Origin of the sequence: Streptomyces sp. NPDC056128 (assembly GCF_042263835.1) — a bacterium.
In the GTDB taxonomy this organism is placed as follows: Bacteria; Actinomycetota; Actinomycetes; order Streptomycetales; family Streptomycetaceae; genus Streptomyces.
In genome coordinates, this window is sequence record NZ_JBHJVQ010000023.1 from 97682 (window position 1) to 113683 (window position 16002).

Here is a 16002-nt window from a genome sequence, read left to right on the forward strand (position 1 = left end):
GGCCCCCGCCCCGCCCCCCGCCGCGCCCGGGCGCTTCCGCGCCTGACGGCGGCTGCGGCCCCTCCGGCCACGAGCCGGGGCGCCCGCCCCGGTTTTCCGGTTGGCGCCCGCCCGTTCATCGGCCTTGCGCCGATTCGGCTCGTCGTCGGGCGCGTAGTGTCAGCGCTCTTCCTCGGGGGAAGAAGCCGGAACGGCCGTGAGCCGCTCCGTCTCGTCCTGTATCTCAGCGGCGATCTTCTTGAGTTCCGGCTCGAACTTGCGCCCGTGGTGGGCGCAGAAGAGCAGTTCTCCGCCGCTCAGCAGGACGACGCGCAGGTATGCCTGGGCGCCGCAGCGGTCGCAGCGATCGGCGGCCGTCAGCGGGCTTGCGGAAGTCAGAACAGTAGTCACGTCGCCTCTTCTCTAGCTCGACGAGCTGTCGTACCAGGGTCAACATCCAACCAGCCCCAAAACGTTCCCGCTCGTGGCTTTTCCTCGAAAAAACTTTCCGAGGGGCCGGCTGTTGCCGATTGGCGGCGAATGTGCCGTATTGCGTGTCTCTGTGTCGTACGGGTTCGCGCAGTCGGTCAGTGTCGGTCCGGCCGGCTGGGTTGCCGGTTTGTTCATGAGGACGTGCCCGGAGCCTAAATGGTTCATGCCTCGAAGGGAACGTGATGTGTACTTCACCCCATCGAGGGATCGAACAGGCATACGACTCTGGACTAGGGTGAGACAGCGACGAGGGTGGCGTTGCAACGGCTCTACCAGGGCTCGGTACCCTCTGACCGGTGAACCGAGCCGCGCCCTTACCCAGCGGGGCCCCATCTGAAATTCAGCGAGGAGCGAACCGCGTGACCGCCGAGACATCCGTGCCGTCCACTGCGCTGCTGGCAGGAGCAGACCGGGACGGATCCAATTACACCGCGCGGCACCTGCTCGTCCTCGAGGGGCTCGAGGCCGTACGCAAGCGTCCGGGCATGTACATCGGATCCACCGACAGCCGCGGCCTGATGCACTGCCTGTGGGAGATCATCGACAACTCCGTCGACGAGGCCCTGGGCGACTACTGCGACCACATCGAAGTGATCCTCCACGACGACGGTTCGGTGGAGGTCCGGGACAACGGCCGGGGCATCCCCGTCGACGTCGAGCCCAAGACCGGCCTGTCCGGCGTCGAGGTCGTCATGACCAAGCTGCACGCGGGCGGCAAGTTCGGCGGCGGCTCGTACGCCGCCTCCGGCGGTCTGCACGGCGTCGGTGCCTCCGTGGTGAACGCTCTGTCCGCCCGCCTGGACATCGAGGTGGACCGCGGCGGGCACACCCACGCCATCAGCTTCCGGCGCGGTGTCCCCGGCGCCTTCGCGGGGACGGGCGCGGACGCCAAGTTCGAGGCCAAGAACGGGCTGCGCAAGGCCAAGAAGATCCCCAAGACCCGCAGCGGCACGCGCGTGCGGTACTGGGCCGACCGCCAGATCTTCCTCAAGGACGCCAAGCTCTCCCTGGACACGCTGCACCAGCGCGCCCGGCAGACCGCCTTCCTGGTGCCCGGACTGACCATCGTCGTCCGGGACGAGCTGGGCCTCGGTGACGGCGGCAGCAAGGGCGAGGAGTCGTTCCGCTTCGACGGTGGCATCAGCGAGTTCTGCGAGTTCCTGGCCAGTGACCGGCCCGTCTGCGACGTCCTCCGCTTCAGCGGCAGTGGCAGCTTCAAGGAGACGGTCCCGGTACTGGACGAGCACGGCCAGATGACGCCCACCGAGGTCACCCGCGACCTCGGCGTCGACGTCGCCATGCGCTGGGGCACCGGTTACGACACCACGCTCCGGTCCTTCGTCAACATCATCGCCACGCCCAAGGGCGGCACCCACGTCGCCGGCTTCGAGCAGGCGGTGACGAGGACGATGAACGAGGTGCTGCGGACCAAGAAGATGCTGCGCGTCGCCGAGGACGACGTCGTCAAGGACGACGCCCTGGAAGGGCTCACGGCGGTCGTCACGGTCCGGCTCGCGGAGCCGCAGTTCGAGGGCCAGACCAAGGAGGTCCTCGGCACCTCGGCGGCCCGCCGGATCGTGAACAACGTCATCACCAAGGAACTCAAGGCGTTCCTGACCTCCACCAAGCGGGACGCCGCCCAGCAGGCCCGCGTGGTGATGGAGAAGGCCGTCGCCGCGGCGCGGACCCGGATCGCGGCCCGCCAGCACAAGGACGCGCAGCGCCGTAAGACGGCCCTGGAGTCCTCCTCGCTGCCGGCGAAGCTCGCGGACTGCCGCAGCGACGACGTCGACCGCAGCGAGCTGTTCATCGTCGAGGGAGACTCCGCGCTGGGTACGGCGAAGCTCGCCCGGAATTCGGAGTTCCAGGCGCTGCTGCCGATCCGCGGCAAGATCCTCAATGTGCAAAAGTCGTCCGTGACCGACATGCTCAAGAACGCCGAGTGCGGAGCGATCATCCAGGTCATAGGAGCGGGGTCCGGCCGCACCTTCGACATCGACGCGGCCCGCTACGGCAAGATCATCATGATGACCGACGCCGATGTCGACGGCTCCCACATCCGCACCCTGCTGCTCACCCTGTTCCACCGCTACATGCGGCCCATGGTGGAGGCCGGCCGGGTCTTCGCCGCGGTGCCGCCGCTGCACCGCATCGAGCTGATCCAGCCGAAGAAGGGCCAGGACAAGTACGTCTACACGTACTCGGACCGCGAGCTGCGGGACAGGCTCATGGAGTTCCAGAGCAAGAACATCCGGTACAAGGACTCCATCCAGCGGTACAAGGGTCTGGGCGAGATGGACGCCGACCAGCTCGCGGAGACGACCATGGACCCCCGGCGCCGCACGCTGCGCCGGATCAACCTGACCGACCTGGAATCCGCCGAGCAGGTCTTCGACCTGCTGATGGGCAATGACGTCGCGCCGCGCAAGGAGTTCATCTCCAACTCGGCGGCGACGCTGGACCGGTCGCGCATCGACGCGTGACCACGCTCAGCCGCTGAAGCCGGGCCCGGGACCTGTATCCGGGCCCGGTACTGGTTTTTCTCCACCCATGGGTGGAGTTCCCGGCCGTGCCGGGCTCCACCCATGATCCACCCGGGCTCCGATCCCGTGGCCTCGCCGTTTCCGTAACGTCGAAGGCGTCGGCGGGATCCGCCGCCGGCACATCCTTCTCCCGCTCACGGAGGCATGATGTCCGGGCCGCGTGCCGCTCTCGGAGTCCGCCAGGACGGCTCCGCCCCACTCCTCGCCCTCGCGGCGGGAGCGACCGGGCCCGCGTACGGTGCCGCCGTGTCCCGGCCCGCGTGGAAGGAGCCCGCGTGACGGAGAACGTCTGGACGAGGTGGCCCTCCAAGGAGGCGCTCCGTCACGAGGGAGTCTCCACACCCCGTCGCCTGCTGGCCTGGTTCGCGCGTCTGATGGTGTTCGGGGCGCTGCTGTGGGGAGCGTTCACCAGCAGCCATGTGCACGGCTGGGGCGCGGCCGCGGCGGCCGCCGGACTGCTGGTGGCGGTGTCCCTGGCATGGGCCTACTCCAGGACCACGCTCGCGCACCGGCTGTGGCCCTCCCTGGCGCTCCTCGCGGCGCTGCTCGGGGTCGCGGTCGCCGCCCAGAGCGGAGGCTTCCGGGTGCCGGCCCTGGTCATCTGGTGCGCCGGCTCCGTCGCGGCCCTGGAGAGGATGCCCCTCGTGGCGGCACTGCCCATGACGGCGGTGGCCCTGACCTCCTACGCCGCCGCCGCGGACGACCCGTGGCCGACCACCTTGGCGACGACGGCCGGACTGGCCCTCGCCGGATACGTGCTGCGGCTGGACGCCGAGGGCAGAGGCAGCACGATACGGCTGCTGGCCCAGGAGCGAGCCGCGCGGGCGGCCGAGGCCGAGTCCGCGGCGCTCGCCGAGCGGGCCCGCATCGCCCGGGAGATCCACGACGTACTGGCGCACAGCCTCTCCGCGCAACTGGTGCACCTGGAGGCGGCCCGGTTGCTGATCGAGCGGGGAGCCGACCGGGAGCAGATCCTCGACCGGGTGGTGGCGGCACGCGGCATGGCCCGCGACGGACTCACCGAGACCCGGCAGGCGCTGTCCGCCCTGCGCGGTGAGCTGACGCCGCTGGAGGACTTCCTGTCCCACCTCGTCCGGACGACCGAGAGCGACGCCGAGGTCACCATTACGGGGGATCGCAGACCTCTGCCGGCGGAGGCGTCGCAGGCCGTGCGCAGAGTGGCCCAGGAAGCCCTGACGAACGCCCGCAAGCACGCCCCGGGCGCCGGCGTGCGGGTGCGCCTGGACTACGGCGCCCATGAGGTGATGCTCGACGTGCGGGACTCCGGAGGCTCGCCCGGCGAACTCACCACCATCGGAGGTGGGTACGGTCTGCTGGGCATGCGGGAGCGTGCCGAACTGCTGGGTGGCTCGCTGCTGGCTGGTCCGGGCGAGGAGGGGTTCGTGGTGACGTTGAAGGTGCCGGTATGACGGAGGAGGCCCGGGAGACGCCCGCGCGGGTGGTCGTCGCGGACGATCAGACCGTGGTGCGGGAGGGGATCGTGATGCTCCTCGGACTGCTGCCAGGCGTCGAGGTCGTGGGCGCCGCGGGCGACGGTGAGGAGGCGGTCCGCATGGTCGCCGAACTCGCCCCGGACGTGGTGCTGATGGATCTGCGCATGCCCCGCTGCGACGGCGTCGAGGCGACCCGCAGAATCCGCGCCGAGCACCCGGGGACCCAGGTCGTCGTGCTCACGACGTACGCGGACGACGAGTCGCTGTTCCCGGCGCTGACGGCGGGAGCGCGCGGCTATCTCACCAAGGACGCGGGCGGGGACGAGATCGTCCGGGCGGTGCACAGCGTCCTGTCCGGGGACGCGGGGCTCTCGCCGAGCATCCAGCGGCGACTGCTGGAGCGCCTGTCAGAGTCCGGGTCCCGGCCGGCCGGCCCGCAAGAGCCGCCGGACGGACTCACCAACCGCGAGACGGAGGTCCTGGTCCTGATCGCCGAAGGGCTCAACAACCAGCAGATCGCGAGCAGAATGCACGTCTCCACGGCGACCGTGAAGACCCACATCAACAACCTGTTCGCCAAGACGGGGCTGAAGGACCGTGCTCAGGCGGTGCGTTACGCCTACGGGAAGGGGCTGGTACCGCCACCCAGGGGTTGAGTCACCTGATGGGGTGAAGCGGGAAGGGAAGAAGAGTCGGGGATCTTCCCGTTCTGTCCATCCTTGGGCATGCAGTCAAGCAATGACCGTTCCCGCGGCGCCGGGAGTGGTCCCGAGAGCGCGGTCGACCCCCGCGCCGTGCCGGACCGGGCATACGTCGAGGCGTCACCGGACCCTCGGTACGACGACCCCCGGTACGACGACCCGTGGTACGACGCGCTCGCCTCCGGCTGGGGTGAGTCCGCGGACGCCGGGCCCCCGGAGCCCGTGCTGCCGCGGATGCGCGAGGAACCGGCCGGGGAACCGTCCCGGGGTGCGGCCGAGGTGTACCTGGAGGTGCAGCGCAGCCCCGCCTTCCAGGAGGTGCGCAGCCGGTACCGGAGGTTCGTGGTGCCGGCGGTCGCCGCCTTCTTCGTCTGGTACCTCGCCTACGTGGTGGCCGCCACCACGGCGCCCGAGCTGATGGCCCGTCCGGTGACGGGAGCGGTGAACGTGGCGATGGTCGCGGGGCTCGGGCAGTTCCTCACCACCTTCCTGCTCACCTGGGCGTATGCCCGGCATGCTCGGCTGCGCAGGGACCGGGCCGCGCTCGAACTGCGCTGGGACACCCAGGAACTGACCCGCGGCGTACGAGGTGGCGCGTCATGACCGGCGACCACCAGACGTTGGCGCTGCTGCTGTTCAGCACGTTCGTCGCTGTCACGCTGGGCATCACCACGTGGGTGAGCCGCCACCGGCAGGGGGCGGCGGAGGAGTTCTACGCGGGCGGCCGTCTCTTCTCGCCGATGGAGAATGGTTTTGCCATCGCGGGCGACTACATGTCGGCCGCGTCCTTCCTCGGCATCTCGGGGCTCATCGCGCTCTACGGCTATGACGGCATGCTGTACTCGGTGGGCTTTCTGGTGGCCTGGCTCGTCGTGCTGTTCCTCGTCGCCGAACTGGTGCGCAACTGCGGCAGGTTCACCCTCGCCGACGTCGTGGCCGCCAGGATGCGGGAGCGGCCGGTGCGGATCGCGGCGGGGACCTCCTCGGTCACCGTGTCCGTCCTGTACCTGGTGGCGCAGATGGTCGGCGCGGGCAGTCTGGTCGCGCTGCTGCTCGGCGGCACCACCGAGGCGGCGCGGACCTGGACCGTCATCGGCGTCGGCGCCCTGATGGTGATCTACGTGTCGCTGGGCGGGATGCGCGCCACCACCTGGATTCAGATCGTGAAGGCGGTGCTGCTGCTCGGCGGCACCGTGGCCCTGACCACGCTCGTCCTGGTGCGCTTCCAGGGCGACTTCGACCGGTTGCTGCGCACGGCGGCCGAGCGCAGTGGGCACGGCGAGGCATTTCTGGCGCCGGGGCTGGCGTACGGCGGGGACTGGACCTCCCGCTTCGACTTCATCAGCCTGGGGCTGGCCCTGGTGCTGGGCACGGCCGGGCTGCCGCACATCCTGTCCCGCTTCTACACGGTGCCCACGGCCCGTGCCGCGCGGCGGTCCGTCGTCTGGTCGATCGGACTCATCGGCGGCTTCTACCTCATGACGATCGTGCTCGGCTTCGGCGCCGCCGCCCTGGTCGGACCGGACTCCGTACGCGCGTCCAACGCGGCCGGCAACACGGCGGTCCCGCTGCTCGCCCTCGACCTGGGCGGCGGCGCGGGCTCCACCGGCGGGACGGTGCTGTTCGCGGTCGTCGCCGCCATCGCGTTCGCCACGATCCTGGCGGTGGTCGCCGGCATCACCCTCGCGTCCTCCGCGTCCGTGGCCCACGACCTCTACGCGTCCCTGCGCCGCCGCAAGGCAAAGCCGCGCAGCGAGGTCGCCGTGGCGCGGATCGCCGCCGTCGGGATCGGTGCCGTCGCGATCGGACTCGGCCTGCTCGCCCGTGATCTCAACGTCGCCTTCCTGGTGGGCCTCGCCTTTGCCGTCGCCGCCTCCGCAAACCTGCCCGTGTTGCTCTACTCGCTCTTCTGGCGCGGCTTCACCACGCGCGGGGCGGTGTGGGCGGTCTACGGCGGCCTGGTCCCGGCGGTGGTGCTCGTGCTGCTGTCCCCGGTGGTGTCGGGCAGTCCGCAGTCGCTCTTCCCGGACGCCGACTTCCAGTACTTCCCGCTGCAGAACCCGGGCCTGGTCTCGGTCCCCCTGGGCTTCCTCGCCGGCTGGCTGGGCACGGTCACCTCGCCGGAGGTCCCGGACGAGGCCAAGCATGCCGAGACGGAGGTGCGGTCACTGACCGGGGCGGGGGCCGTGTAGCAGTCGGGCGGGGGCGCGACCGCCCGACCCGGATTCAGGGCCGGGTCGCCCACTCGTAGCGGTGTTCCGGGCGGCCCGCGTCGCCGTACTTGAGCGTCAGCCTGGCCCGTCCCGTGCGCTCCAGGAGCTTCAGATAGCGCTGTGCGGTCTGGCGGCTCACCCCGGTCCGTTCGGCGATCTCCTGGGCGGAGAGCGGTCCGTCGGACTTCATCAGGCACTGGCGCACCGACTCGGCGGTGGTGGGGGAGTGGCCCTTGGGCAGCCCCGGTTCCGACGGCGCCGACAGGGCACCGAAGATCCGGTCCACCTCCGCCTGCTCCGCCTCACCGCCCCCGTCGAGGGTGCGCCGCAGCTCCGCGTACGCCTCCAGCTTGGCGCGCAGCCCCGCGAAGGCGAAGGGCTTCACCAGGTACTGGAGGGCTCCCTGCCGCATCGCCGCCTGGACGGTCGACACGTCCCGGGCGGCCGTCACCATGATCACGTCCGTCTGGTGGCCGCGCCGCCGCATCTCCTGGACGACCTCCAGACCGGTCCGGTCGGGCAGGTAGTGGTCGAGCAGGATCAGGTCGAGGCGGGGCAGCCGTTCCACGCTGCGCAGCGCCTCCGCGGCGCTGTGCGCCTCGCCCGCGACGTGGAAGCCCGGCACCTTCTCTACGTAGGCGGCGTTGACCCGCGCGACCCGCGTGTCGTCGTCGACGACCAGGACCTCGATCATCGGGACTCCTCCTCGGCAGCGGTGTTCGCGGGGGTGTGGGCGGGGGCCGGTACCGCGCGGGCGGTGGGGACGGGTTCCAGGTCCGCCTCCGCCAGGGCCTCGGGCAGGACGACCACGAATTCCGCGCCTCCGCCGTGTGCCGCGTCGACGGTGGCGCTGCCGCCCTGCCGCTCGGCCAGCCTGCGCACCAGCGACAGCCCGATACCGCGCCGGCGGTGCGCCGGCGGCTCCTTGGTCGACCATCCCGCCGTGAACACCAGCTCGCGGTGTTCCACCGGAATCCCGGGCCCGGTGTCGCGCACCCGGAGCGTGGCGGCGCGCCCCTGTGCGCGCAGTTCGACCTCCACGCGCGCGTGCGGCGTCCCCGCGGCGGCGTCGAGGGCGTTGTCCACCAGGTTGCCGACGATCGTGACGAGCCCCCTGGGGTCGACCAGCCGGTCCGGCAGCCGCGTCCGGTCCGAGACCCAGAGGGTCACTCCGCGTTCCGCCGCGACGGTCGCCTTGCCGACCAGCAGGGCGGCCAGCAGCGGGTCCTGGATCCGCTCGGTGATCTGCTCCGCGGTCACCCGGTGATCGCCGACCACCTCCCCGACGAACTCCACGGCGTCGTCGTACATCTCCAGTTCGAGCAGTCCCAGCAAGGTGTGCATGCGGTTGGCGTGCTCGTGGTCCTGGGCGCGCAGGGCGTCGATCAGGCCGCGCGTCGAGTCCAGCTCCCGGCCGAGCTGCTCCAGCTCGGTGCGGTCGCGCAGCGTGGCGACCGCACCGCCGTCGTCGGTGGGCATCCGGTTGGCCACCAGGACCCGCTGGCCCCGGACGGTCAGCAGATCGGTGCCGGTCACCCGGCCCGCCAGGACGTCGGCCGTGCGCCCCGCGCCGAGCGCCTCGTCGGGGGAGCGGCCGACCGCCTCGGCGCCGAGGCCGAGCAGCCGGTGCGCCTCGTCGTTGAGCAGCCGCACCCTGCCCCCGCGGTCCAGGGCGACCACACCCTCCCGGATGCCGTGCAGCATGGCCTCGCGCTCCGCGAGCAGCCCCGCGATGTCCGAGAAGGCCAGGTCGCGGGTCTGCCGCTGCACCCGGCGCGAGATGAGCCAGGCCGCCAGCGCGCCCACGGCCAGGGCGCCGCCGGCGTACGCGAACAGGCCCGGAATGGCGTGGATCAGCCGTGCCCGCACGCTGTCGTAGGCGATGCCGACCGAGACCGCTCCCACGATGTCGCCGTCGGCGTCGCGCAGGGGCACCTTGCCGCGTGCGGAGCGGCCGAGGGTGCCGTCGTCGATCTCCATCACGTCACGTCCGGCCAGCGCCTGCCCGGGGTCGGTCGAGACGACCTCGCCGATCCGGTCCGGGTCGGTGTGCGACCAGCGCACGCCCTGCCGGTCCATCACGACGACGTACTCGGCCTGCGTGGCCTTCCGGATCCGCTCCGCCTCCGTCTGCACCGGCCCGTCCGCCGCCGGACGGGTGGTCCGCAGTTCCTCGGCGACCTGCGGCTGCTGCGCGGTGGTCTGCGCGATCGCCAGCGCCCGGCGCATCGCCTGGTCGTCCAGCTGGTCACTGAGCGGCGCCAGGAACAGCCCGGTCGCGAGCACCGCGACTCCCGCGGCGATCGCCAGCTGCATCAGCAGCACCTGCGAGAACACCCGCCGCGGCAGGCCGAGGCGCCTGCGGCGTACGGGGGGAGTGGAGCTCATACCCATGACCGTACGTGGGAGGTGGGGGCATCCCGTAGAGGGATGTGGCGCGGATCTCCCGTACGCGCTCCGGGGCTGGTCCGTCTACGCGCTCCGGGCGGCCGGTGCGTCAGCTCGCGAGCGCCGCCGTCACGGTCAGTGCGCGCACCGCCGTGATCTCCATGCGCGCCGGCGAGCCGAGGACCGAGGCTCCGCAGCTCTCCGGGCGAGGCGGCGACGACGCGCCCTGCGCGACGGTGACCCGCCAGTGCCGCCCGTCCGCGTGGGCGAGGGTCACCTCCCAGCGGGGTGCGGCACCGTCCGTCCGTACGACGCTCAGCGCCCCGGCCACGTCCTCGCCCAGGGTCGAGCGCAGGGCCAGCTCGGCGGCCTGGCCGGGACGTTCCCACGCCGAGTTCCCGCGGCAGCCCTCGACGACGATCCGGCCCTCCCGCGCGCCGTGCAGGATCTCCTTGACGTCGTGGGCCTGGACGCGGCCGTAGACGTATCCGTGGGGCAGGACGAGCACGGTCGGGGAGAAGCGGTGGCCTCCCAGGTGCGTGACCTCCCAGACGCCCGTCGCCCCGGAGGCGGCGAGTTCGGCCGCCAGCGGGCGGCCGAGGAGGGCGCAGCAGCGGTCCCGCTTGCCGTTGGTGCAGACGAGAGCCAGGGGATCGCCGAGATGGGGGCCGCCGTCGAGGGCCGAGTCGAAACCGCGGTGATCGCCCCGGCCGAGCGCGGCGAAATCGAGGTCGAGCAGCCGGTGGGGATTCCTGAGCGTGGTGGCGTGCACCCACACGTTTCCCGGCACGGTGTGGGCCGCGTACACCCTGCGTTCGACCGGAGTGCCGCGGTCCGCGTGCCGTCCGGGCCGGCGGATGAGCGCGACGCGTACGCCCGTACCCTTCACCGCCGCCTCCAGGGCGCGGCCGAGCGCGGGGTCCAGGTGGCTCGACGGCAGCGCCTTGGCGCCCCACGGGCCGGGCTGTTCGAGGAGCAGCCAGGTCGTCGCGACGGGTGCGGTGCCCGAAACGGGCTCGTCGAGGTCCCAGGAGACGGTTGAGCACGTACTCACAGAGGTGAGCCTAACCTGACTTGCCGCGCGGTGACTTCCCACCGCGCGGGAACGCTACTCCGGCAGTGGCTGCGGCGGCCGCGGGCCCGTATAGAGCCCGCTCGGCCGCATCCGCAGGGGGCGCTCCCCGTACTCCTCCAGCGCGTGCGCGATCCAGCCCGCCGTGCGGGCCACCGCGAAGATCGTCTCGGCCGCGGAGGGAGCCATGCCGGAGGAGGCGGTGAGGACGGCGAGGGCAAGGTCGACGTTGGCGTGCAGCGGGGTGTGGCGGGCGGCGGTGGCCTGGACGTCCCGGGCCGCGGCGAGCGCGGGCCCGGCTCGCGGGATGTCCTCCAGGAGCGCGAACAGGGCACGCGCGCGTGGGTCCTCGCCGGGGTAGAGCCGGTGGCCGAGGCCCGGGATGCGCCGGCCCGCCCGCAGCTCCTCGGCGACCACGGGTGCCGCGTTGCCCTGGTCGAGCACCTCCAGCAGCATCCGGTGTGCGAGCCCGCCCGCGGCGCCGTGCAGCGGCCCCTCGATCACGCCGAGCCCGGCGGACACCGCGGCGTAGGCGTGCGCCCGGGCCGACGCCGCCACGCGCACGGCGAGCGTGGAGGCGGCCAGGTCGTGGTCGACGAGCAGGGAGAGCGCGGTGTCCAGGGCGTGCAGTGTCGGCTCGTCGGCGGGACGCCCGCTGAGCCGGGTCCACAGGCGGTGGGCGAGCGGTGCCCGGTCGTCGCCGTCGCGCACCACGGGCGGCAGCGCGGCGACGAGGGTGGGGATGAGGATGCGCGCGGTGCCCAGTACCGCGTCCTCGGACAGGTCGAAGCGGAGCGGGTCCGCGACCGCGGCGGCGATCGCCGCGACCCGCAACCGGTCGGTGGGGGCGGCGTGTTCGGGCAGGGCGCCGACGGCCCGGCGGGCGACGGTCACGGAGGACTCGGGCGCGGAGAAGGCGGCGCCGGAGCGCAACTCCCCGGTCCAGAGCCATTCGGCGACCTCTTCGTAGCTGTGGCGCGCGGCGAGTTCGACCGCGTCGACGCCCCGGTAGTAGTACCGGTCGCTCTCGATGAGCGTGATGCGGGTGCGCACGGCCAGCTCCTGGCCGGAGGCCGCGGAGGCGCCGGTGTCGCGCCGGTTGCGCCGGGCGAGGGCCCGCACCTCCTCCGCGTCGAAGGTGCTGCCCCGGCCGTCGTGGGTGCGCCGGCTGCCGAGCCGGCCGCGGCTGACGTACGCGTACACGGTCTCGGGTTTCACGCCGAGGAGCTCGGCCGCCTCCTTGGTGGTCAGGCGCCGTTCGGCGTCGTCCGGGCGGCCGGGGTCTTGATCGCGCATGGGGTCACCGTATCGATCCTGAAGGTCGGTTTCGAGCCGTATATTGATTGAATCAATATTGACAGGGATCTGGTCAAGTATAGACAGTTGACTCAAGTTCGAGGAGGCAATCATGTCTGTCAACAGAACCGCGACCGGTCCGTCCCCGGCGGCGTCCGTCGAGGTACCGCGCGGGCTCGCCGGTGTCGTGGTGGCCGAGACCGAGGTCGGCGACGTGCGGGGGCTCGAGGGCTTCTACCACTACCGCCAGTACTCGGCCGTCGATCTCGCGCGCAGCCGCGGCTTCGAGGACGTCTGGCATCTCCTGGTGCACGGGGAGCTCCCGGACGCGCGGCGCGGGGCGGCCTTCGCCGCCGAGACCGCGGCGATGCGGAGCCTCCCGGACGCGGTGTGCGCGGCGCTGCCCGCCATCGCGGCGGCCGGCGGGCACTCCGGCCCGCTCGCCGGCATGCGCACGGCCCTGTCGCTGCTGGGCGCGGCCCGGGGCTTCAGGCCCGTGTACGACCTGTCGGCCGAGCAGCGCCGCCAGGACACCCTGGTGGCCGCGGCCGCCGTGCCGACGCTGCTGACCGCGCTGCACCGGCTGGCACGCGGACTCGACCCGGTCGAGCCGCGCGAGGACCTGTCCTACGCGGCGAACTACCTCTACATGTTGACGGGCGAGGAGCCGGACGCGCGGCGCACGCGGGCGATCGAGCAGTACTTGATCTCCACCATTGACCACGGCTTCAACGCGTCAACGTTCACCGCGCGGGTCATCGCCTCGACGGGCGCGGACGTCGCGGCGGGCCTCACCGGAGCGGTGGCGGCGCTGTCCGGGCCCTTGCACGGCGGTGCGCCCAGCCGGGCGCTGGACACCCTGGACGCCATCGGCACACCGGAACGCATCGACGGCTGGATCCGCGAGCGGGTGCTCGCCGGTGACCGCATCATGGGCTTCGGCCACGCCGTCTACCGCACCGAGGACCCGCGCTCCAGGATGCTCCGGGAGGTGGCGCAGGGGTTCGGCGGTCCGCGCGTGGAGTTCGCCGTCGAGGTGGAGCGCCGGGTCGAGGCGATCCTCGCGGAGCTGAAGCCGGGGCGGGAGTTGCACACCAACGTCGAGTTCTACGCGGGCGTGGTCATGGAACTGTGCGGTCTGCCGCGCGAGATGTTCACCCCGACGTTCGCGGCGGCGCGGGTGGTGGGCTGGAGCGCGAACATCCTGGAACAGGCGCGGGACTCGAAGATCATCCGTCCGGCGGCGCGGTATGTGGGGCCGGGGGCGCCGGCCGTGGTGCCGGCGGTGGCCTGAGAGACGAGCGGCCTGGTGCCGTTCGGGCGCCAGGCCTGGTCGAGGGGGCGTCGGGCATGGACGGGGTGCCGGATGCCTCGACGGTGGGGTGTCCGGCGGGCGGCGGTGGGTGCGGCCGGAGACACGGGGTGCCGTCAGGCGTCGGGGATGTCCGCCTTGGCCCGGATCAGGGTCTCCCGGCTCACGACGACGATGCGTTCGTAGTCGGCGCGGGCGGCGTCGGCGGGCAGTTCGCGCTCCAGCGCCTCGGTGGCCTCGGTGCCGATGACGGCGAAGTTGCCGTCGCTCAGTTCGAAGACGTCCGGGCAGGTGGAGCCCGTGGTACTGCCACGAGCGCTGGGAGGCACACCGATGCGGCGCACGATTTTCAAGGGGTACCGGTCCTTAGAGACAGGGGCTGGCGGAGTGACGAGGCCACACCGTACTGGGTGATCGCAGACCACGTCGGCCCGTACGCCGAGAGACACTCCGTCGCTAACTCCGTTGGGTGGCCTCAGTCGTTCGGAGGCGTGCCAGCGACCCACCACTCGTCCGTGTCGGCCTCGTCCAGGTCCCTGACGAGCGCGTCGACCACCCGCCCCAGACGGGCTTCCTCGGAGCGCTCGTCGAGGGAGGCGCGCATGTTCCTCGACGCCTCCCAGTACTCACGGAAGATCGGGCTCTGGAAGAACTCCCGCAGGCGCCCCTGGAGCCCCTCCTGATCCAGGAGTCCTGCCTGATGCACGTGGTAGAGGTTCACGTACCAGGCGTTCGCGTAGAAGAACTGGCGGCGCCGTTCGGCCGGGATGCCCTTGTCGTAGGTGTCGATCACCTCGGCGAGGGACGGGTCGTCGATCGCCCTGGTGAGCAACTCCCAGTGCATACGCTGCTGATGGGCCAGCGACTGCCGCCGGCTGGCCAGCTCCTCCAGCTCCAGTATTCGCTCCTGCAAGCGCACCGTCTCCAGCCGCCACTGCCGCGCGGCCAGCGACAGTCCCGCCGTGGCGAGCAGCAGCCCGGTCGCCGCGGAGCCGAACCTCCCCGTGATCTTCTTGCGTGTGGCCATGTCAACCCCCGAATCAGGCGACCGCCCGCCGGTCGTCGAGTGCGGGTCGGCTGACGGGGACCGGCGAGCGATGGGCGGCGCGTGCCACCTCCAGAGTGCCGAGCGGCGCTGATCGGCGGGGAGGCGGAGAGGAGGCGCACGGAGGGAAGCGAGGGTCGCACACTCCGGCGCCTTGCCAGACGTCTGCCCCGAGAGCGCTGCTAACAATCGTTCACTCCGCGTCGGCCGCGGCGACTCGTATCCTGAGCAGGCCATTCCGCGCGCGGTGCAGGACTTGCCGCGCAACGGCGTACGCGTAGGTGAGGGAGGTCGCACGGTGGGGCAGCGCCCGACACGGCAGCAGATTCCGGTCGTCGTACTCGCCGGGTTCCTCGGCTCCGGGAAGACCACACTCCTCAACCACCTCCTCCACCGCAGCGGAGGCAACCGGATCGGCGCCGTCGTCAACGACTTCGGCTCGATCGAGATCGACGCGATGGCCGTCGCGGGCGCCCTCGGCGACTCCACCGTGTCGCTCGGCAACGGCTGCCTGTGCTGTGCCGTCGACGTAGGCGAACTCGACGGGTACCTGGCGCGGCTCGCCCGGCCCGAGGCCGGCATCGACGTCATCGTCATCGAGGCGAGCGGCCTGGCCGAGCCGCAGGAACTCGTGCGCATGGTGCTCGCCGGCGAACAGCCGGAGGTCGTCTACGGCGGACTCGTCGAGGTCGTCGACGCCGCCGAGTTCGACACCACGCGCGCCCGGCACCCCGAGATCGACCGGCATCTGGCCCTCGCCGACCTGGTCGTGGTCAACAAGACCGACCGGGCCGAGGACGCCGAGCGCGTGCTCGCTCTCGCCCGCTCGCTCAGCGACGGCGCCGCCGTCGTGCCCGCGACCTACGGCCGTATCGACCCCGCGTTCCTCTACGAGTGTCGGCCGAGCGAGGAGCGTGTGGGGCAGCTGTCCTTCGACGACCTGCACGACCACGACGCGCACGGCGCGCACGACGCGCACGGCGCGGACGGCGCCCACGCGGAGCATCTGCACGCCGCGTACGACACCCTCTCGTTCGTCTCCGACGAGCCGCTCGACCCGCGCCGGCTCATGCGGTTCCTCGACAGCCGGCCCGAGGGCCTGTACCGGATCAAGGGGTACGTCGACTTCGGCCCGTACGACCCGCGCAACCGCTACGCCGTGCACGCCGTGGGACGCTTCCTGCGCTTCTACCCGGAGCCCTGGCCGCCCGGCGCCGCCCGCCGCACCCAACTCGTCCTCATCGGCTCGGGCATCGACGCGCCCGCCCTCGACAAGGAACTCGACGCCTGCCGCGGCGACACCCCGCACGCCGACGAGCACGGCATGTGGGGCGTCCTGCGCTACGTACCGTCCCCGGAGGGCGGATCCCCGGACGGCTGGTCCCCGGACGGCGAGGAACCACCGCCGACCGCCTAGTGATCTGGTTCGGAGATGCGTGAGCAGTAGCGGCAGATGCGGTCGAGGATCTGGTCGGCGGTCTTGGTCCACTTGAAAGGCCGGGCATCG

14 protein-coding genes are annotated in these 16002 nt (G+C 71.9%); 7 read left to right on the forward strand and 7 right to left on the reverse strand.

Going from position 1 to position 16002, the window contains the following annotated elements; genetic code table 11:
* Nucleotides 1–159 precede the first annotated feature (159 nt).
* Nucleotides 160–390 carry a hypothetical protein gene (locus ACFC1X_RS30280; protein WP_122618489.1) on the reverse strand — a complete coding sequence of 77 codons (231 nt, stop codon included), beginning with the start codon at nt 388–390 and terminating at the stop codon, nt 160–162.
* A gap of 440 nt (nt 391–830) precedes the next feature.
* Here ACFC1X_RS30280 and ACFC1X_RS30285 point away from each other — a divergent pair, with 440 nt between their 5' ends.
* The 5 genes from ACFC1X_RS30285 to ACFC1X_RS30305 all read left to right on the forward strand — a co-directional run bounded on the left by ACFC1X_RS30285 (nt 831) and on the right by ACFC1X_RS30305 (nt 7361).
* Nucleotides 831–2954, forward strand: coding sequence for a type IIA DNA topoisomerase subunit B (locus ACFC1X_RS30285; protein ID WP_376359519.1), 2124 nt, complete (start codon nt 831–833; stop codon nt 2952–2954).
* A 335-nt stretch (nt 2955–3289) separates the two neighbouring features.
* Nucleotides 3290–4444, forward strand: a complete 1155-nt coding sequence (locus ACFC1X_RS30290) for a sensor histidine kinase (RefSeq protein ID WP_376359522.1) — start codon at nt 3290–3292, stop codon at nt 4442–4444.
* Nucleotides 4441–5124: a response regulator gene (locus ACFC1X_RS30295; RefSeq protein WP_376359525.1), complete on the forward strand. Its 684-nt coding sequence runs from the start codon at nt 4441–4443 to the stop codon at nt 5122–5124. Before ACFC1X_RS30290 ends, ACFC1X_RS30295 begins: the two co-directional genes overlap by 4 nt.
* 69 nt (nt 5125–5193) lie before the next feature.
* Nucleotides 5194–5772 carry a DUF485 domain-containing protein gene (locus tag ACFC1X_RS30300; protein ID WP_376359528.1) on the forward strand — a complete coding sequence of 193 codons (579 nt, stop codon included), beginning with the start codon at nt 5194–5196 and terminating at the stop codon, nt 5770–5772.
* Nucleotides 5769–7361, forward strand: a complete 1593-nt coding sequence (locus tag ACFC1X_RS30305) for a cation acetate symporter (RefSeq protein WP_376359531.1) — start codon at nt 5769–5771, stop codon at nt 7359–7361. The genes ACFC1X_RS30300 and ACFC1X_RS30305 overlap by 4 nt, the downstream gene beginning before the upstream one ends.
* A 34-nt stretch (nt 7362–7395) precedes the next feature.
* Here ACFC1X_RS30305 and ACFC1X_RS30310 read toward each other — a convergent pair whose 3' ends face one another.
* The 4 genes from ACFC1X_RS30310 to ACFC1X_RS30325 form a co-directional block, all read right to left on the reverse strand.
* The gene (locus ACFC1X_RS30310; protein ID WP_376359534.1) at nt 7396–8076 is read right to left on the reverse strand and encodes a response regulator; all 681 of its coding nucleotides are present in this window, start codon (nt 8074–8076) and stop codon (nt 7396–7398) included.
* Nucleotides 8073–9770, reverse strand: a complete 1698-nt coding sequence (locus tag ACFC1X_RS30315; RefSeq protein WP_376359537.1) for an ATP-binding protein — start codon at nt 9768–9770, stop codon at nt 8073–8075. The genes ACFC1X_RS30310 and ACFC1X_RS30315 overlap by 4 nt, the downstream gene beginning before the upstream one ends.
* A 109-nt stretch (nt 9771–9879) precedes the next feature.
* Nucleotides 9880–10824 (reverse strand): sucrase ferredoxin, encoded by a 945-nt coding sequence (locus ACFC1X_RS30320; protein WP_376359540.1) that lies wholly within the window; start codon nt 10822–10824, stop codon nt 9880–9882.
* Between the two features lie 54 nt (nt 10825–10878).
* Complete coding sequence (locus ACFC1X_RS30325; RefSeq protein WP_376359543.1) at nt 10879–12138, reverse strand: citrate synthase; 1260 nt, start codon at nt 12136–12138, stop codon at nt 10879–10881.
* Between the two features lie 112 nt (nt 12139–12250).
* Between ACFC1X_RS30325 and ACFC1X_RS30330 the strand changes: the two genes are divergently transcribed.
* Nucleotides 12251–13432: a citrate synthase/methylcitrate synthase gene (locus tag ACFC1X_RS30330; protein WP_376359546.1), complete on the forward strand. Its 1182-nt coding sequence runs from the start codon at nt 12251–12253 to the stop codon at nt 13430–13432.
* A gap of 134 nt (nt 13433–13566) precedes the next feature.
* Here ACFC1X_RS30330 and ACFC1X_RS30335 read toward each other — a convergent pair whose 3' ends face one another.
* Nucleotides 13567–13803, reverse strand: coding sequence for a hypothetical protein (locus tag ACFC1X_RS30335; protein WP_122618478.1), 237 nt, complete (start codon nt 13801–13803; stop codon nt 13567–13569).
* Between the two features lie 122 nt (nt 13804–13925).
* Nucleotides 13926–14477, reverse strand: a complete 552-nt coding sequence (locus ACFC1X_RS30340; protein ID WP_376359550.1) for a DUF6082 family protein — start codon at nt 14475–14477, stop codon at nt 13926–13928.
* A gap of 316 nt (nt 14478–14793) precedes the next feature.
* Here ACFC1X_RS30340 and ACFC1X_RS30345 point away from each other — a divergent pair, with 316 nt between their 5' ends.
* Complete coding sequence (locus ACFC1X_RS30345; RefSeq protein ID WP_376359553.1) at nt 14794–15912, forward strand: CobW family GTP-binding protein; 1119 nt, start codon at nt 14794–14796, stop codon at nt 15910–15912.
* Nucleotides 15913–16002: the final 90 nt, after the last annotated feature.